Origin of the sequence: Streptomyces sulfonofaciens (assembly GCF_014656295.1) — a bacterium.
In the GTDB taxonomy this organism is placed as follows: Bacteria; Actinomycetota; Actinomycetes; order Streptomycetales; family Streptomycetaceae; genus Streptomyces; species Streptomyces sulfonofaciens.
Genome location: NZ_BNCD01000019.1, coordinates 1 through 17,788, shown reverse-complemented (window position 1 = coordinate 17,788; position 17,788 = coordinate 1). Strand labels below are relative to the sequence as shown.

The following is a 17,788-nucleotide window of genomic DNA, read 5'->3' as shown; positions in this document are numbered from 1 at the left end:
GACGGGCGACGGACACGAGCATCCGAGAGCCACGCAAGACTCCGCGAGCCCCGGGGCCCCCGGGGCCCCCAGGGCCCCCGAGACACCGGGGGGCGCCGGGGGACACCGGGGGACACCGAGGGACGGGGAGGCACCGAGAAATGGGAAGACACCGGGAGATGGGGAGATGATGCGGACACTGCCGTACGGGTCCTGGCCTTCGCCGATCGACGCACGGCTCGCCGCCGCGCACGACGGGCGGCCCGAGTACGTGGGCTTCATCGGGGGCGAGGCGTGGTGGACCGAGCCGCGGCCCGCCGAGGCCGGCCGGCGCGCCCTGGTGCGCCGCCGCCCCGACACCCCGGGGAGCCCCGTGCTGCCCCCGCCCTGGAACGCGCGCAGCCGGGTCATCGAGTACGGCGGAGGGCCCTGGGCGGGTGCGGAACGCCCCGGCGCGGGCCCGCTCGTGGTGTTCTGCGACTTCGCCGACCAGCGCCTGTACGTCTACGAGCCCGATGCGCAGGACGCCCGGCCTCGCCCGCTGACCCCGCTGTCACCCGTGGGCGGCGGCCTGCGCTGGGCCGACCTCACCGTGCACCCCGACCGGGGCGAGGTCTGGTGCGTCCTGGAGGAGTTCACCGGGGAGGACCCCACCGACCTGCGGCGCGTGCTCGCCGCCGTGCCTCTGGACGGCTCCGCCGCAAAGGACCGCGGCGCCGTACGGGAACTGACCGACGACCGGCACCGCTTCGTCACCGGCGCCCGCCTCTCGCCCGACGGCCGCCACGCCGCATGGCTCGTCTGGGACCACCCGCTCATGCCGTGGGACGGCACCCGGATCATGCTCGCCGAGGTACGCGAGGATGGCACCTTCGCCCCTCCCGTCGAGTTCGCCGGCGGGCCCGAGGAGTCCATCGCGCAGGTCGAGTGGGACCACGCGGGACACCTGCTGTTCGCCAGCGACCGCACCGGCTGGTGGAACCTCTACCGGGCCCCGGCCGGCGAGCGTCCCGATGCCGAGGCAACCGCGCTGTGCCCGCGCGACGAGGAGTTCGCGGGCCCGCTCTGGCGGATCGTGCTGCGCTGGTTCGCCCCGCTCGCCGACGGGCGGATCGCCGTCTTGCACGGCCGCGGCGCGCCCGTCCTCGGCATCCTCGACCCGGCGACCGGCGAGGTCACCGACGCCGCGGGCCCCTGGACCGAGTGGGCGCCGACCCTCGCCGCACACGGCACCCGGGTGGTCGGCGTCGCCGCGGGGCCGCGCAGCGGCTACGAGGTGGTCGAACTGGACGCCGCCACCGGTGAGACCCGTGTGATCGGCTCGGCGCACCACGATCCGGTGGACCCCGCGTACTACCCTGAGCCGCGGATCCGCACCTTCACCGGGCCCGACGGCCGGGACATCCACGCCCATGTCTACCCGCCGCACCACCCCGACCGCACCGCACCCGACGGGGAGCTGCCGCCGTACGCGGTGTGGGTGCACGGCGGCCCCACCAGCCGCGCCCCGCTCGTCCTCGATCTGGAGATCGCCTACTTCACCTCACGCGGCATAGGCGTCGTCGAGGTCAACCACGGCGGCTCCGCCGGACACGGCCGGGCCTACCGCAACCGCCTGCGCGAGCAGTGGGGCGTGGTGGACGTCGAGGACTGCGCGGCGGTGGCCCGGGCACTGGCCGAGGAAGGCACCGCGGACCCGGCCCGCATCGCCATCCGGGGCGGCAGCGCCGGCGGCTGGACCACCGCCGCCTCGCTCGCCACCACCGACGTCTACGCCTGCGGCACCATCATCTACCCGATCCTCGACCTCACCGCCTGGGGCTCGGGCGAGACCCACGACTTCGAGTCGCAGTACCTGGAGTCGCTGGTCGGACCGCTCGCCGAGGTGCCCGGACGGTACAGGGAGCGCTCGCCGTCCGAGCACGCCGACCGGATCACCGCGCCGTTCCTGCTGCTCCAGGGGCTCGACGACGTGATCTGCCCGCCCGCGCAGTGCGAGCGGTTCCTCGCCAAACTGAAGGGCAGGGGGGTGCCGCACGCCTACCTCACCTTCGAAGGGGAAGGCCACGGCTTCCGGCGTGCGGACACCATGATCAGGGCCCTGGAGGCGGAGCTGTCGCTGTACGCCCACGTCTTCGGACTGCGCCCGCCCGGCCTCCCCACCCTGGAGCTCACCACATGACCGCCGCACCTCCCGCACGGCCCGGCATCGCGGCACCCCCCGCGGCCGATGCGGCCCTGCGCCCGCTGACCCGGCCCGCCCGGCTGCGCCCCGGCGCCCGGGTGGCCGTGGTCGCGCCCAGCGGACCGGTTCCCGCGGACCGCCTCGAAGCGGGCCTCGACGTGCTGCGCGGCTGGCACCTGGACCCGGTCGTCGGCTCCCACGTCCTGGCCGGGCACTCCGCGTTCGGCTACCTCGCCGGCACCGACGCCGAGCGTGCGGCCGACCTCCAGCGGGCCTGGTGCGACCCGTCCGTCGAGGCGGTGCTGTGCGCCCGCGGCGGCTACGGTGCGCAGCGCATGGTGGACCTGCTCGACTGGGACGCGCTGCGCGCCGCGGGGCCGAAGGTGTTCCTCGGCTTCAGCGACATCACCGCGCTGCACGAGGCCTTCGCCACCCGGATGGGTCTGGCCACCCTGCACGGGCCGATGGTCGCCGGCGCCGACTTCGTCAAGAGCACCCGTGCGCAGGACCACCTGCGGGTCACCTTGTTCGCGCCCCGGACGGCCCTCACCGTCCGGCGCGGCCGGGTGCTGGTGCCGGGCAGGGCCACCGGGGTCACCCTCGGCGGCTGCCTCTCGCTGCTGGCCGCCGGCCTGGGCACCCCCGACGCACGGCCCTCGGCGCGCGGCGGGGTGCTGCTGCTGGAGGACGTCGGCGAGGAGGTCTACCGCCTGGACCGCTACCTCACCCAGTTGCTGCGCGCCGGATGGCTCGACGGCGTCGCCGCGGTCGTCCTCGGCTCGTGGGAGGAGTGCGGGCCGAAGGACGAGCTGGCCGCACTCCTCGCCGACCGGCTCGGCGGGCTCGGCGTCCCGGTGGTCGCCGACCTCGGCTTCGGGCACTGCGAGGACGCGCTCACCATGCCGCTCGGGGTGTCCGCAGAACTCGTCGCGGACGACGCCGGGCAGGCGCCGGTGCTGCGGCTTGCGGAGCCGCCCCTCGTCTGAGCGGCCCAGCGCGCGAGGGCTCCACCCCGGGGGCCCCTCGCGCGCGAGGGGCCCCCGGCAGGTGCGACATCCCGCGACCGGCGCACGCCCTCCGGCGTACTGTGGCCGGATGCCGCACACCCCCTACCTCGCCGAAGGCCCCCGCGTGGGCATACGGCAGATCACGCTCGCGGACGGCCCCGAGTTCACGGCGCGGGCGCGGGAGAGCCGGCCGCTGCACCGGCCGTGGCTCTTCCCGCCCGACGCGCCGGACACCTTCACCCCGTACGCGACCCGGCTCATCGACGACCCCTCGCGGCACGGCCTCCTCGTCTGCACCCGCGACACCGGGGCCCTGGCGGGCTTCATCAACATCAACAACGTCGTCGAGGGCGCCTTCTGGAGCGGCGCGCTGGGCTACGGAGCCTTCGCGCACGCCGCGGGCCGGGGGCTGATGCGGGAGGGCCTGCGGCTGGTTGTCGCACATGCTTTCGGGACCCTGGGGCTGCACCGCCTGGAGATCAACGTCCAGCCTGCCAACGTCGCCTCCATCGGGCTGGCCCGCGGCGCCGGGTTCCGCCTGGAGGGCTACTCACCGCAGTTCCTCTACGTCGACGGCGCCTGGCGGGACCACGAGCGGTGGGCGCTGACGACCGAGATGACCGCACCGCGCTGACCCCGGCGGGGCGGATGCCGCCGCCGCTGCCCTGCCGGTCCGTCCGTGCCGGTCCGTCCGTGCCGGTCCGTCCGTGCCGGTCCGTCCGTGCCGGACCGCGCCGCGCCGTCGGGCACCACCGGGCCGGGCCCGCCCCGCGCCGGCCCGGGTGCCCCCGCCGCACACGTTGAGGCAGGCGCGGCCGTCGGCGACCATGGTGCGCATGCGGCACCTCGTGGTCCTCGACGCGCCCTCCGACCTGGGACGGCGTCCACCCGCGCCCGGCACGGTGCCCGGTTGCCACAAACTGGCCGGCGCGCTGCGCGAGCAGGGCATCGTGCGACGGCTTCGCGCCCTGGAGGGCGGGGTCGAGGTGCCGCCCCGCCACGACCTCGGCGATCGGCGGGAGGACGACGGCGTCCCCAATGCCCCGGCCCTGGCCGTCTACACCCGCAGGCTCGCCGACCGCATCGAGCACCACGTGCGCGCGGGCGACCTCCCCGTGGTACTCGGCGGCGACTGCTCCATCCAGCTCGGCGCCGCGCTCGCGCTGCGCCGCACGGGCCGCTACGGCCTGGCCGCGCTGGGCGCCACCGCCGGCTTCCGGCCCCCTGGGGACCGCGAGCGTACCGGCGCCGCGGCCGACGCGTACCTGGCCCTGTCCACCGGCCGCGGCCGGCGCGAGCTCACCGCCCTGGAGGGACTGCGGCCCTACCTGCGCGACGACGACGTCCGCCTTCTGGGCCTGCGGGACGCGCACTGCGACCGGCCCGAGCACACCAGGCCGGACGGACCGGGTGGATCGAACGGACCGGGCGGAACGAACGGACCCGGGAGCTGCACGGCCACCGTCGGGGACATCCGCGAGCGGGGCGTCGACGACGTCGTGCGCGCCGCGGCCACCAGCCTCGAAGCGGATGTCCTGCGCGGCTTCTGGGTGCACGTCGACGCCGATGTGCTCGACCCGTCCGTGATGCCCGCCGTGCGGGACCCGGAAGCCGACGGCCTGGTACCGGACGAGGTGGCCGCGCTGCTCGCCCCGCTGGTGCACTCGCCGCGCTGCGCCGGCCTCACCATCGCCGGCCTCGACCCCGACCTCGACCCGGACGGTGCCGCGGGGGCGCTCCTCGCCGACCTGGTCGCCGCCGCCTTCGCACCCCTTTGACCCGCCGCCCCGACCGACCGCGGCCCGTGCCGACGGACGCTGTTCCACGGTCATCGGGGAACCGGCCGTGCCGCGCCCCGCACGGCCCGAAGCCCGCCGACCGCGGACCCCCGGGGTTGTGGGAGCCGCCGACCGGGCCGCCGTCCGCAACCGGGTGGCCGCCCGGCCTGCGGCCGAGCTGCCGCGCGCCTACGTCACGTGGCCGTGCGCCGGTCCGCGTACTCGAAGATCGACCCGTCAGGGTGCATCGCGATCAGGTTGCGCCCGGCCGGTGACGGCAGCGGTCCCGCGACGATGTGCGCCCCGGAGGCGCTGAGCACGTCACGGGTCTCCTCGACGTCCTCGACCGCGATCGTCGCCGCCACCTTCCGCAGCACCTCCAGCTCCTGCGCGGGCCCGCTCATCAGCAGGAAGCAGCCGACCGCGGCGACCGACACGCCGCCGCGCTCGAAGCGCACCGCCCTGCTGCCCGCCAGCCGCTCGTAGAACGGCACGGAGGCCTCCAGGTCCTCGACGCAGATGCGCAGCGTGGTTCCCAGGATTTCCAAAACTGAGCCCGATCCCTTCCTCTGACCAGCGGCTTTCTCGCCCCGGCAGCTCCAGGTGGGAAACGAGCGGGAGTTGGTCACAGATTCAGGCCGCACGACCGCCGTGGAGACCCTCCCACCGCTCCTGAAGCGATGCCATGATCGCACGCTCCACTGCGACCGTCACGTTCTTCCGCACTCCCCGGGCCCCGGTGAGCACATGCCCCGCACATGCCCCGCACACGCCCCGCACCTGACCCCACAGCAACCGCGAGTGCCGGTGCCGGGGGCCCGATGCATCAGGGGCGAGCCGCGCCACGCGCGCCCTGCGCGTTGATGAGCTGGGCAAACGCCACCGTGCGACCGCCAGGCCACCTCCACGCGCCCCACGCCCGGCGCGGACCGTCGGATGCATGGCACACGGCGAACGTGCATGTGACGCTGACTGCGGGCGGACCGAAGCCCTCGACGACCTCCACGAAGCCGGCCCCGACGTGTGGCTGTGCGACGGCTGCCGGAACGACCGGCAGTACGACGAGCTCATCCCGCAACGGCGGCCGCCGGCCGACGACAGGCCCACCCCGCCCCTCGGCGACCCGGGGGAGGCCGGCCGCAGCGACGCCGCATGACAAGGCCCCCGCGCCGTGGTGCGGGGGCGTACGGGTGCCGGGCACCGCATCGCTCCGACCGGGTGCGTCAAGACCGCCCGGGTCGAGGGGTAAAGGCCGCACAGCGCCCCGGCTCCTGCGGAAAAGGGGGCGCTGACGTCAGGACCGGGCCACGGCCCGGCGGCAAGGAGCTCCGCCCGGTTCACCACCAGGTGGTGCAGGCAACCTCGGGATAGTTGCCGGCCTTGCCGCAGGCCCGCATCAGATTGCCCTTGTTGTTGAACGCGTCGGTGTGGTTGCTGCCGCCGGTGTTGATGGCCGTGACACTGAGCTGCTCCCAGGTCCGGCCGTTGTCGAAGCTGCGGTCCACCCACACCAGGTCGCCCGGGGAGCCGAAGATCCGGCCCCACGCGCACGTGCCGTTGTACCGCAGCTCGATCCCGCGGGACCTGATCGAGGTCGACGCGACCGTCCTGGGGTTGTCGAAGGTGCAGCCCTCGGCGGCCTGAGCGGCGGTCGGAGTCAGCGCGGTGAGCATGGCTGCCGAGAGCCCTGCTACGGCGACGGTTGCGAGTAGAGCCTTGCGCACACGCATGTTAGGCGTCCTTCCGGTTGACGTTCGTCGAGGCCCGGGAAGGAGTGCGGCCGGAGCCCGCCGCGACCGCATCCGCTCCCGCCACCCCGGTGGCCACCCAAGGTGTAGCGCGAGCCCGCCGGTACCGGTCCCGGCGGGCCGGACCGTGCCGCCCCCGGCCACCGACCGCGGAGCAGGGCGAGCCCGACGCTTTCCAGGGGTGCGCAAGGCCGTCGGATCAGCTCGCCCGCCGGCGCCCGCCCGCACCGCGGGCGGCATCTGCCCGCGCCCGCCGCTGCCGCGCACGCCCCGCCCGCGACGGGCCCGGACGGGGCGGCAGTGATCGTTCCCCGGACCGGACGGCCGGCGCTGCGACGTTTGGGCGCCGTGGTCAGGGTTACGCGGAATACCTGCCGGGTGGGCGCCCGTGGCGTGGGCCCGCCCGGTGAGACCGTTGCCGCTACCCGCCGCCGGAGGCGAATCGTGAGCCGATCCCGCATAGTGATCGTCGGTGCCGGCTTCGCCGGCTACCGTGCCGCCCGGACCCTGAGCAGGCTCTCCAAGGGCCGGGCGGACATCACCCTGCTGAACCCCACCGACTACTTCCTGTACCTGCCGCTGCTGCCGCAGGTGGCCGCGGGCGTGCTGGAACCGCGCAGGACCACCGTCTCGCTCGGCGGCACCCTGCCGAACGTACGGCACGTGCTGGGGGAGGCCGACGGGGTCGACCTGGAACGGCGCACCGTGCGCTACGCCGACCCGGAGGGCGGTCGCGGGGAGCTCACGTACGACCGCCTGGTGCTGACGGTGGGCAGCGTGAACAAGCTGCTGCCGGTACCCGGTGTGGCCCAGCACGCGCACGGCTTCAGGGGCATCCCGGAGGCGCTGTACCTGCGCGACCACGTGACCCGCCAGATCGAGCTGGCCTCCGCCGCCGAGCACCCGCCCACCTGCCGGTCACGCTGCACCTTCGTCGTGGTGGGCGCCGGCTACACCGGTACCGAGGTCGCCGCGCACGGCAAGATGTTCACCGACGCGCTCGTGCGCAAGAACCCGCTGCGCGAGGGCATCCACCCGCGCTGGCTGCTGCTGGACATCGCGCCCCGGGTGCTGCCCGAGCTGGACGAGCGCCTGTCGCGCACCGCCGACCGGGTGCTGCGCAAGCGCGGCGTGGACGTGCGCACCGGCACCTCCGTGAAGGAGGCCACCGCCCAGGGCGTGCTGCTGGACAGCGGCGAGCACGTGGACACCAGGACGCTGATCTGGTGCGTGGGCGTACGGCCCGACCCGCTGGTGGACGGGCTCGGCCAACCGCTGGACCGCGGACGCCTGGTGGTCGACGAGTACCTGAACGTGCCGGGCCACCCGGAGGTGTTCGCGTGCGGCGACGCGGCCGCCGTGCCCGACCCCAACAACCCCGGCGGCACCGCCCCGATGACGGCCCAGCACGCCTGGCGGCAGGGCAGGACCGCGGGACGCAACGTGGCCGCCTCGCTCGGCCGCGGCACCCGGATCCCGTATCGGCACCGCGACATGGGCTTCACCGTCGACCTCGGCGGGGCGCAGGCCGCCGCCAACCCCTTCGGCATCCCGCTGTCCGGGCCCATCGCCGGGGCCCTCACCCGCGGCTACCACCTCGCCTCGATGCCGGGCAACCGCGTCCGGGTGGCCGCCGACTGGCTGCTCGACGCGATGCTGCCGCGCCAGGGCGTCCAGCTCGGCCTGGTGCGGTCCGGCTCCGTACCGCTGGAGTCGGCCTCGCCCGAGCTGGCCCGGGTGCTCCGCGTTCCCGGCGACACCACGGAGGACCACTGATATGACGACCCTCGGCCTGACCCATGACATGACCGTCCAGGAGCTGTCCGACCTGGGGCAGCAGCTCAGGGTGGACAGCGTGCGCGCCGCTGACGCGGCGGGCTCCGGACACCCCACGTCCTCGATGTCCGCCGCGGACCTGATGGCCGTCCTCCTCGCGCGCCATCTGCACTACGACTTCGACCGGCCCGAGCATCCCGGCAACGACCGCTTCATCCTCTCCAAGGGCCATGCCTCGCCGCTGCTGTACGCGGCGTACAAGGCGGCCGGCGCGATCAGCGACCCGGAGCTGCTGACCTTCCGCAAGGCAGGCAGCCGCCTTGAGGGCCACCCGACGCCGCGGCTGCCCTGGGTGGAGGTGGCCACCGGATCGCTCGGGCAGGGGCTGCCCGTGGCGGTCGGCGAGGCACTCGCGGGCAAGCGCCTCGACCACGTCGACTACCGGGTGTGGGCGCTGTGCGGGGACAGCGAGCTCGCCGAGGGCTCCATCTGGGAGGCGGCCGAGGCCGCCGGGTACGAGCACCTGGACCACCTCACCCTGATCGTCGACGTCAACCGGCTCGGCCAGCGCGGGCCCACCCGGCACGGCCACGACCTGGACGCCCACGCGCGCCGGTTCGCGGCCTTCGGCTGGCACACGATCGAGATCGACGGCCACGACGTGGACGCCATCGACCTCGCGTTCGCCGAGGCCGCCTCGACGGCCGGCCAGCCGACCGCCATCCTGGCCCGCACGCTCAAGGGCAAGGGCGTCGCCGCCGTCGAGAACCGCGAGGGCTGGCACGGCAAACCGCTGGCCGACGCGGCCGAGGCCATCGACGAACTCGGCGGCATCCGCGACCTGCGCGTGTCGGTCCAGCCGCCGCCGGCCGTGCGGGCGCTGCACGTGGTGCGCGACGGCCACCTGGAGCTGCCCGCGTACGAGAGGGGCGCCAAGGTCGCCACCCGCGACGCCTACGGCGAGGCGCTGACCGCGCTCGGCACCGCCCGCGGCGACGTGGTGGCCCTGGATGGCGAGGTCGGCGACTCCACCCGCACGGAGTTCTTCGCCAAGGCACACCCCGAGCGCTACTTCGAGTTCTACATCGCCGAACAGCAACTGGTGGCCGCGGCCGTGGGCATGGCCGCGCGCGGGTGGAAGCCCTACGCCGCGACGTTCGCCGCGTTCCTCACCCGTGCCCACGACTTCATCAGGATGGCCGCGGTCAGCGGCTCCGACGTCAACCTGGTCGGCTCGCACGCGGGCGTCGCCATCGGACAGGACGGACCCTCCCAGATGGGCCTGGAGGACCTGGCCATGTTCCGCGCGGTGCAGGGCAGCACCGTGCTCTACCCGTGCGACGCCAACCAGACCGCCCACCTCGTCGCCGAACTCGCCGACCGGCCGGGCATCGGCTACCTGCGCACCTCGCGCGGCCCGACGTCGGTCATCTACGGGCCCGAGGAGACCTTCCCGGTGGGCGGCAGCAAGGTGCTGCGCTCCAGCGACGAGGACCGGCTGACCATCGTCGCCGCCGGAGCGACCGTGCCCGAGGCGCTGTGCGCGGCTGAGATGCTGGCGGGCGAGGGCATCGCGGCCAGGGTGATCGACCTGTACTCCGTCAAGCCCGTCGACCGCAGCACGCTGCGCACCGCCGCGGAGCGCACCGGCTGCCTGCTCACGGTGGAGGACCACCACGAGGAGGGCGGCATCGGGGACGCGGTCCTGGACGCCTTCACCGACGGACGCCCGGTGCCCCGCCTGGCACGGCTCGCGGTCACCGCACTGCCCGGCTCCGCGAGCCCGAACGAGCAGTTGGCCGCCGCGGGAATCGACGCGGAGGCGATCGCGGCGAGCGCCCGGCTGCTGGTCGAGCACGCGGTGGTGGCCTGATCCCGCGCCGCGCGAGGCGCGGCACGACGGCGAGGGCGGTGCCCCGGCAACGAGGGGCACCGCACCGGACAGGGCGACAAGAGGAGGAGAGGGCCGGGTGAACAGCGGCGAGGAGCGGACGGTACGGGCGGGCCGGCGCACGATCACGGTGCACCGGCCCGGCAAGGTACTCTTCCCCGACGACGGGTGGACCAAGGCGGACCTCGTCGACTACTACCGCTGCGTCGCCCCGTTCATGCTGCCCCACCTGCGGGGCCGCCCGCTGATGCTGGAGCGCTGCCCCGACGGTGTGGCGGGGCAGCGCTTCATGCAGAAGGACACCCCGGACCACTACCCCGACTGGATCAGGCGGGTGACGGTGCCCAAGGAGGGCGGCAAGGTCACCCACACCGTCTGCGACTCCACCGCGGCCCTGCTGTTCCTCGCCGACCAGGCGTGCGTCACCCTGCACCGCTGGCAGTCCCGTGACCGCGACGTCGACCGGCCGGACCGGCTGGTGTTCGACCTCGATCCGCCCCCGGCCACCGCCGGGCGGTCCCCGCAGGACGAGTTCGAGCCGGTGCGCGAGGCCGCCCGGCTGCTGCGCGGACTCTTCGACGACCTGCGGCTGCCGTCCGCGGTGATGACCACCGGCTCGCGCGGTCTGCACGTGATCGTGCCGCTGGACGGCCGGGCCGGCTTCGAGGAGGCGCACGGCTTCAGCAAGGAGGCCGCCGAGGCGCTGGCCCGCGCCCACCCCGCGAAGCTGACCACCGCCATGCGCAAGAAGGACCGCGGCGACCGCCTCTACCTGGACGTCCAGCGCAACGCCTACGCCCAGACCTCCGTCGCGCCGTGCACGGTGCGCGCCAGGCCCGGCGCGCCGGTGGCGGTGCCGATCTCCTGGGACCAGTTGGAGGATCCGGCGCTCCACGCACGGCACTGGACCATCGAGGATGCCGTGCAGCAGGTCCGCGGCAGGCCCTGGGCCGGGCTGCCGTCCAGGGGGCGTGCCCTCGGCCCGGCGCGGCGCAGGCTGCGCGACCGGCGGGGCTGATGCGCCGCATCGAGGAGAGCGGGGTGAACCGGGTGCCGGCGACGACCGATCTGCGTGCGCTGCGCTACGTCTACGCCGTCTGCCGTCCGTTCGACGCGGCGCTCCAGGCGGAGCTGACGGGCGTGGCGGGCACACCGCCGAGGACGCTGCGGCACGGCGACCTGGTGGCGGTGGTGGGCACCGTCCCCGCCCCGGACTTCGGCCCCCTCCCGCTCGCCGCGCACCTCGCCGACCCGGACTGGCTCGCCGGGACGGTCCGCGCGCACCAGCGGGTCGTCGCCGCCCTCACCACCGTCACCAGCCCGCTGCCGCTGCGCCCTGTGACGGTGGTACGCGACGACAGCGCCGTACGGGGCCTGCTGGAGGCCAGGGGCGACTACTTCCGGGATGCGCTGCGCAGGCTCGACGGGCAGGTCGAGTGGGGCGTGCGGGCCTATGTGGAGCGTGCCGAGCGGGACGGGAGGCGCGAGGAGGCCGGAGAGCTGGGCAGGCGGCTGCACGAGCGGCTGGCCGGGATGGCGAGCGAGTCGCGTCTCGACCCGCCGGCCAGGCCGTGGTCGGTGCACTCGGCGCCGCCCGAGCTGGTCGGCCCCGCCGGGGTCCTGGTCCTGGACGCCGCCTACCTGCTGCCGAGGGCGGCGGCGGGCGGCTTCGTGGCGGAGGTGGAGGCGGTGCGGGGCGCCGTGGCGGGCCTGCGCGTGGAACTCACCGGCCCTTGGGCCGCCTACTCCTTCACGGAACCGGGACACGACTCCACCGGACGCCGGTAGGTCCGGCGGTCCGCGACGGCGAACGGGATCGCAGCGCCCGCAGCGCCCCTCGCCGGGTGCGCGGGCCTGCTGCGCGGTGGACGCGTGCGGGGCAGGCGGGCCGGTGGCCGGGCACCGCACCGGGAGGGGCCGGCCCGCCAGCGCCGCGGGCGCGCCGGGGTCGCACGCGCGGTTGCCCGCGCCCGGCCGGGGGCGCGCCCGTCATGTGCGGCACCCGCCGGCGGTGCGCCCCTCCTCGGCGCGCCTGCGGCGGGTGCGCCCTCACTTCCGGCAGAGGACCTCGCCGTGCAGCACCGCGAACCAGCCGTCCTCCCGCGCACCCCACTCCCGCCAGGCCGCGGACACCTGCTCCAGCTCCTCGCGCGTGGCGTGGCCGTCCCGCACCGCGCGCTCGGCGTACTCGGGTGCCAGGGTGCGGTCCGCCCACGAGCCGCTCCACCACGCGCGTTCCTCCGCGGTGCTGTAGCACCAGGTGTCGGCGCCGGCGGTGACGTCCGTGAAACCGGCCTCGAGCGCCCAGGACCGCAGCCGGCGTCCGGCGTCCGGCTCGCCGCCGTTGGCGCGGGCCACCCGGCGGTAGAGGTCCAGCCACGCGTCCATGCCGTCGGTCGCCGGGTACCAGGTCATCGAGGCGTAGTCCGCGTCCCGCACGGCGACGTACCCCGTGGGCCTGCAGACCCGGCGCATCTCCCGCAGCGCCTGCACGGGGTCGCCGACGTGCTGGAGCACCTGGTGGGCGTGGACCACGCAGAAGGTGTCGTCCGGGAAGTCGAGGGCGTGCACGTCGCCCACCGCGAAGTCCACGTTGGTCAGGCCGCGTGCCGTCGTGGTGGCACGCGCCAGCTCCAGGACGCCGGGCGCGCGGTCCACCGCCGTGACCCGGCCGTCGGGCACCAGTTCCGCCAGGTCGGCGGTGATGGTGCCGGGGCCGCAGCCGATGTCCAGGATCCGCATGTGGGGCTTGAGGGAGCCGAGGAGGTAGGCGGCGGAGTTGGCCGCGGTGCGCCAGGTGTGGGAGCGCAGCACCGACTCGTGGTGGCCGTGGGTGTACACGGCGGTCTCCTGTGTCATGGCGGTTCTCCTTTCCCGCAGCGGCTCGGCTCCCGGGCCGCCGGGTGCGTGGGTGCGTGGGTGCGCCGGACGTACCGGTACACCGGAGGGAGGGGGCGCCCGAGCCCGGCACGGCGGCCGCGGCCGCCGGGGCACTGATGTCCCCGTGCACGGCACGGTAGGCGATCCACTCGAATAGTGAGACCTGTGTCTCGCTATGTGGTCACGGGGTGGCGGGGCACGCGGCGCGGGCACCGGGCGGCCGCGCAGGCACCGGGTGGCCGCGGTGGGGGAGGGCGGTCGTGGTGGCGTGGGCGGTGGGGGCTGACGAGGCCGCCCGTGTGGTGCGGGGGCCGGGGGCGCCGTGCGGCGCCGGGACGGCCTCAGCCGTCCTCCTCGCGCCCGGCCGCCGGCCGCCGCGCGCTCCTGCGCACCGCCATCCCGCCCCGGACCGCGAAGGCAGCCCCCGCGCCCAGCGCGGCGCCCACCAGGACGTCGCTCGGATAGTGCACGCCCGTGTAGATCCGGGACAGCGCCACCGCACCGGCCAGCGGGACCACGGCCACGCCCCAGCGGGGCGACTCCAGCACCACGCCGGTCGCGAAGGCCGCCGCGGACGCCGCGTGTCCGGACGGGAACGAGGTGGTCACGGGCTGCCGCTTCAGCCGCCGCACCAGCGGCACCGCGTCCAGCAGCGGGCGCGGGCGGCGCACCGACCGCTTCGCGAAGGTGTTGATGGTGGCGGAGGCCAGTGCCAGCGAGGCCACCCCGTGGGCGGCGGCACGCCGCGCCCCGGGCGTCCCGCAGGCGGCGAGGCCGCCCGCCACCGCGAACCAGAGCACTCCGTGGTTGGCCGCCCGGCTCAGCCGCGGCAGCACCCGGTCACCGCCCGGCCAGTGCCGGTCGGCCACCGCCTCGAAGAGGCGTACGTCCACCGCGGCGAGCGTGCGGAGCAGGGTGGGTGCGGCACCCCGCGGCGCGTGGGCGGTGGGAACATCTACGTCAGCGCACATCCTCATCCGGTACCCGATCGCACGCCGGACCATCCACCGCCCGCGCGCGGCGGCCAGGTGGCCGCTCCGCGCGGAAACGACTTGGCCCGGACCGGCCGCGGGGGCGAGAATGCCCCTTCATGGGACATCTGGAGGCCGGGCACCTGGAGTACCACCTGCCGGACGGGAGAACGCTGCTCGGCGATGTCTCCTTCCGGGTGGGCGAGGGCTCCGCGATGGCCCTCGTCGGGCCGAACGGAGCGGGCAAGACCACTCTGCTGCGCCTGCTGTCCGGCGAGCTGAAGCCGCACGGCGGCACCGTCGCGGTCACCGGCGGACTGGGGGTGATGCCGCAGTTCGTGGGCTCCGTACGGGACGAGCGGACCGTGCGCGACCTGCTGGTGTCCGTCGCCCCGCCCCGGATCCGCACCGCGGCCGCCGCCCTCGACGAGGCCGAGCACGCCATCATGACCGTCGACGACGAGGCCGCCCAGATGGCCTACGCCCAGGCCCTCGCCGACTGGTCCGAGGCACAGGGCTACGAGGCGGAGACCCTGTGGGACATCTGCACCACGGCCGCGCTCGGGGTGCCCTTCGACAAGGCGAGGTGGCGCGAGGTGCGCACCCTCAGCGGCGGGGAGCAGAAGCGGCTCGTCCTGGAGGCGCTGCTGCGCGGCCCCGACGAGGTCCTGCTCCTCGACGAGCCGGACAACTACCTCGACGTGCCGGGCAAGCGCTGGCTGGAGGAGCAGCTCATCCAGACCCGCAAGACCGTGCTGTTCGTCTCGCACGACAGGGAGCTGCTGGCCCGGGCCGCGCAGAAGATCGTCAGCGTCGAGCCGGGCCCCGCGGGCGCCGACGCCTGGGTGCACGGCGGCGGCTTCGCCACCTACCACGAGGCGCGCCGCGAGCGCTTCGCCCGCTTCGAGGAGCTGCGCCGCCGCTGGGACGAGAAGCACGCCCAGTTGCGCAAGCTGGTGCTGACGCTCCGCCAGGCCGCCGAGAACAGCCACGACATGGCCTCGCGCTACCGCGCCGCGCAGACGCGGCTCGCCAGGTTCGAGGAGGCGGGACCGCCGCCGGAGCCGCCGCGCGAGCAGGACATCAGGATGCGGCTCAGGGGCGGGCGCACCGGCGTCAGGGCGGTCACCTGCGAGGGCCTTGAACTCACCGGTCTGATGAAGCCGTTCGACCTTGAGGTCCACTACGGCGAGCGGGTCGCCGTGCTCGGCTCCAACGGCTCGGGCAAGTCGCACTTCCTGCGGCTGCTCGCGGGCGGGGAGGTGGCGCACACCGGCACCTGGAAGCTGGGCGCCCGGGTGGTGCCCGGCCACTTCGCCCAGACCCACGCCCACCCGGAACTCGCCGGCCGCACCCTGCTCGACATCCTCTGGCGGGAGCACGCGAAGGACCGCGGCGCCGCCATGTCACGGCTGCGCCGCTACGAGCTCACCGGTCAGGCCGAACAGTCCTTCGACCGCCTCTCGGGAGGCCAGCAGGCCCGCTTCCAGATCCTCCTGCTGGAACTGGCGGGAGCAACCGCGCTGCTGCTCGACGAGCCGACGGACAACCTGGACCTGGAGTCCGCCGAAGCCCTCCAGGAGGGCCTGGACGCCTTCGAGGGGACGGTGCTCGCGGTCACCCACGACCGCTGGTTCGCCCGCTCCTTCGACCGCTTCCTGGTCTTCGGCGGTGACGGCCGCGTCCGGGAGGCACCGGAGGCGGTCTGGGACGAGCGGCGGGTGGCACGCGTCCGTCTTCCGTAGCGGACGCGGCCCGGCGCGGAGTCCGGACGGCCCGGAGCTGCGTGCGCCGCGCGGCACCCAACCGCCCGGGGCCCGTCCCGGAGGTCGGCGCGGGGCCGGGCGGCCGGCCCCTTCCGCCGGGTGGCGGGCCGCGCGCGAAGGCCCCGCCGGGCCTTCGCGCGCGGTGTCCTCACTCCGCCGGCTCCCTCCAGCGCAGTACCGCCCCGAGCCCGCCCACCGGGAGGTCCTCGGGATCGGCCGAGGCCACGGACAGGGCGGTGGCGCCGGTGACGGCGGCGGACCTGAGCAGCGCGTCGTCGGCGCGTGCGGGCCGTGGCTCCGGCTCCCCCAGGGGCTTGCTCTCCGTGCGCCGCACCGCCACCTGGTCGGGGTCGCCGCCCACCCAGACCCGGCGGTGCGCGTCGGGCCCGTCCGGGCGTACCAGCAACTCGGCGATGCGGTGCTCCCTGGCCGCCTCCACCAGTGCCGGCACGCCCTCCACCGCCGAAGGGCGCCCCTCCTCGTCCGGGGCGCGGGCGGCGCGGAAGCGCTCCAGGTCACGGGCGGCGCGGGCCCGGACGTGCGCCGTGCGCAGCCGCTCCACCTCCTCGTGCAGCAGCCGGCTCCCGGCGCCGTGCGCGGCCTCCACCGAGATCTCCCGCACCGGCAGGGGCAGCTTGTCGTGCACGGAGCGCCGTTCCCGGTCGTCGCCGACGAGGACGACCAGGTCCGCGCGGACCTCCTCCTGCTGCGCCGCGAGCGCCTGGGCGATCTCCCCGGCGTTGTGCTCCCAGGTGTCCTCCACCCGTAGCTGGAAGTGCCGTTCCGACCAGTCCGCGGTACGGGTGCGGTGGATGGGCCACTGCCGGCCCGCCACCTCGCCTGCCTGCTCGCTGCCGCGCGCGCCGCGCAGCTCGAACCTGGCACCGCGCCGGTCCACGTACGCCACCAGGCACAGCGGGTCCTCACCGGCCAGTTCGAGCAGCGGTGCGGTGTGCGGCAGCGCGGCCCAGGTCGCGCGGGTGCCCTGCGGCGCCGCGGCGAGCGGCGGGTCGAGGACCACCTCGCCGTCCGCGGCGAACAGGGCGCGGCCGAGCGGCTCGGTCGAGTGCCGCAGCTCCTCCATCGCGTTGAGGACCGCACGGCCGGTGTTCCGGTCCGCGCCCTGCTCCGCCAACTGCCGGTAGACGTCCTGGGCGATCAGCGAGCGCTCCTCGGGCGTGGACTCGGTGTGCCGTGAGGTGTCCGCGTAGACCGAGGCCCATGGCCCGGGACGTTCGTACAGTGGCTGGAGAAAGGCGAGATCCATGGCAGCCTCCGGGCGCCGTGTTCGTACGTATGGGGTCGTGTGCGGTCGAGCGGGTACCCGAACCCCGCACGCCGACACGGCGACGGCGCTGTGCCGACCGCCACATGCCGGGTACGGACCGAGTGACGACCGAACGACTGGGGTGCCACATGACAGGAGTCGACCCCGGGCGCCTGGACGACCAGCAGCTCATGAAGGAGCTGGAGGCGATCCACCGCACCCGCCACGACACGCTGCTGCACGGCTCGAACGACGCCCTGCACGCGCACAACGAGCGCATGGCGCAACTGGAGGGCGAGTACCTGCGCCGCCATCCGCGCCGCCTCGTCGCCCCGGGACGCACCCGTGCGGGCGCCAGGGAACGGGAGGCCGCGTCCGCCGCCGGACCGGGAACCGCGGGTCCTTCCTGACGCGGGTCGGGGATCGCGGGGCGCGCGGCGCGCACGGGCCGCGCGGGACGCAATCGCGGCGCGAATGGGGCGCGGGTGCATCTGACGTGCGTACGGGCGCGGTGGCACGACACGTGTCGTGCCACCGCGC

Annotated in this window: 15 protein-coding genes and 1 pseudogene; 11 read left to right on the top strand and 5 right to left on the bottom strand. The window is 75.3% G+C overall.

Annotation, left to right across the window (positions count from 1 at the left end):
• Positions 1-169: 169 nt before the first annotated feature.
• The 4 genes from IE313_RS26310 (at position 170) to IE313_RS26295 (ending at position 4,949) form a co-directional block, all read left to right on the top strand.
• Complete coding sequence (locus IE313_RS26310) at positions 170-2,161, top strand: S9 family peptidase (protein WP_189936609.1); 1,992 nt, start codon at positions 170-172, stop codon at positions 2,159-2,161.
• A gap of 56 nt (positions 2,162-2,217) precedes the next feature.
• Positions 2,218-3,150 carry a S66 peptidase family protein gene (locus IE313_RS26305; protein ID WP_189936607.1) on the top strand — a complete coding sequence of 311 codons (933 nt, stop codon included), beginning with the start codon at positions 2,218-2,220 and terminating at the stop codon, positions 3,148-3,150.
• Between the two features lie 109 nt (positions 3,151-3,259).
• Positions 3,260-3,805 (top strand): GNAT family N-acetyltransferase, encoded by a 546-nt coding sequence (locus IE313_RS26300; RefSeq protein ID WP_189936445.1) that lies wholly within the window; start codon positions 3,260-3,262, stop codon positions 3,803-3,805.
• Positions 3,806-4,007: 202 nt separating this feature from the next.
• A complete protein-coding gene (locus tag IE313_RS26295; protein ID WP_189936443.1) occupies positions 4,008-4,949 on the top strand; it encodes an arginase family protein in 942 nt (313 codons plus the stop codon).
• A 194-nt stretch (positions 4,950-5,143) separates the two neighbouring features.
• Here the strand turns inward: IE313_RS26295 and IE313_RS26290 are convergent, their stop codons facing one another.
• Positions 5,144-5,497, bottom strand: coding sequence for a VOC family protein (locus IE313_RS26290; RefSeq protein ID WP_189936442.1), 354 nt, complete (start codon positions 5,495-5,497; stop codon positions 5,144-5,146).
• Between the two features lie 392 nt (positions 5,498-5,889).
• On the opposite strand from IE313_RS26290, the gene IE313_RS26285 reads away from it, so the two are divergent.
• The gene (locus tag IE313_RS26285) at positions 5,890-6,105 is read left to right on the top strand and encodes a hypothetical protein (RefSeq protein ID WP_189936440.1); all 216 of its coding nucleotides are present in this window, start codon (positions 5,890-5,892) and stop codon (positions 6,103-6,105) included.
• A 181-nt stretch (positions 6,106-6,286) separates the two neighbouring features.
• Here IE313_RS26285 and IE313_RS26280 read toward each other — a convergent pair whose 3' ends face one another.
• A complete protein-coding gene (locus tag IE313_RS26280) occupies positions 6,287-6,679 on the bottom strand; it encodes a glycosyl hydrolase (protein WP_189936438.1) in 393 nt (130 codons plus the stop codon).
• Between the two features lie 462 nt (positions 6,680-7,141).
• Between IE313_RS26280 and IE313_RS26275 the strand changes: the two genes are divergently transcribed.
• From IE313_RS26275 to IE313_RS26260, 4 genes are all read left to right on the top strand, one after another.
• The gene (locus tag IE313_RS26275) at positions 7,142-8,473 is read left to right on the top strand and encodes an NAD(P)/FAD-dependent oxidoreductase (protein ID WP_189936436.1); all 1,332 of its coding nucleotides are present in this window, start codon (positions 7,142-7,144) and stop codon (positions 8,471-8,473) included.
• A gap of 28 nt (positions 8,474-8,501) precedes the next feature.
• Positions 8,502-10,346: a transketolase gene (locus IE313_RS26270; RefSeq protein WP_189936606.1), complete on the top strand. Its 1,845-nt coding sequence runs from the start codon at positions 8,502-8,504 to the stop codon at positions 10,344-10,346.
• Positions 10,347-10,443: 97 nt separating this feature from the next.
• The gene (gene ligD, locus IE313_RS26265) at positions 10,444-11,382 is read left to right on the top strand and encodes a non-homologous end-joining DNA ligase (RefSeq protein ID WP_189936434.1); all 939 of its coding nucleotides are present in this window, start codon (positions 10,444-10,446) and stop codon (positions 11,380-11,382) included.
• A gap of 23 nt (positions 11,383-11,405) precedes the next feature.
• Positions 11,406-12,152, top strand: a complete 747-nt coding sequence (locus IE313_RS26260) for a GvpL/GvpF family gas vesicle protein (protein ID WP_373317070.1) — start codon at positions 11,406-11,408, stop codon at positions 12,150-12,152.
• A 261-nt stretch (positions 12,153-12,413) separates the two neighbouring features.
• Here the strand turns inward: IE313_RS26260 and IE313_RS26255 are convergent, their stop codons facing one another.
• Positions 12,414-13,223 (bottom strand): methyltransferase domain-containing protein, encoded by an 810-nt coding sequence (locus IE313_RS26255; protein ID WP_189936432.1) that lies wholly within the window; start codon positions 13,221-13,223, stop codon positions 12,414-12,416.
• 371 nt (positions 13,224-13,594) lie between these two features.
• A pseudogene (locus IE313_RS26250) lies at positions 13,595-14,215 on the bottom strand (phosphatase PAP2 family protein); the annotation flags it as partial.
• A gap of 119 nt (positions 14,216-14,334) precedes the next feature.
• Between IE313_RS26250 and IE313_RS26245 the strand changes: the two are divergent.
• Positions 14,335-15,960 carry an ABC-F family ATP-binding cassette domain-containing protein gene (locus IE313_RS26245; RefSeq protein ID WP_189936428.1) on the top strand — a complete coding sequence of 542 codons (1,626 nt, stop codon included), beginning with the start codon at positions 14,335-14,337 and terminating at the stop codon, positions 15,958-15,960.
• 169 nt (positions 15,961-16,129) lie between these two features.
• Here the strand turns inward: IE313_RS26245 and IE313_RS26240 are convergent, their stop codons facing one another.
• Entirely contained in the window at positions 16,130-17,248 is a 1,119-nt protein-coding gene (locus IE313_RS26240) for a baeRF2 domain-containing protein (protein ID WP_189936426.1), read from the bottom strand.
• Positions 17,249-17,352: 104 nt separating this feature from the next.
• On the opposite strand from IE313_RS26240, the gene IE313_RS26235 reads away from it, so the two are divergent.
• Positions 17,353-17,658 (top strand): DUF6158 family protein, encoded by a 306-nt coding sequence (locus IE313_RS26235; RefSeq protein WP_229924969.1) that lies wholly within the window; start codon positions 17,353-17,355, stop codon positions 17,656-17,658.
• Positions 17,659-17,788 lie beyond the last annotated feature (130 nt).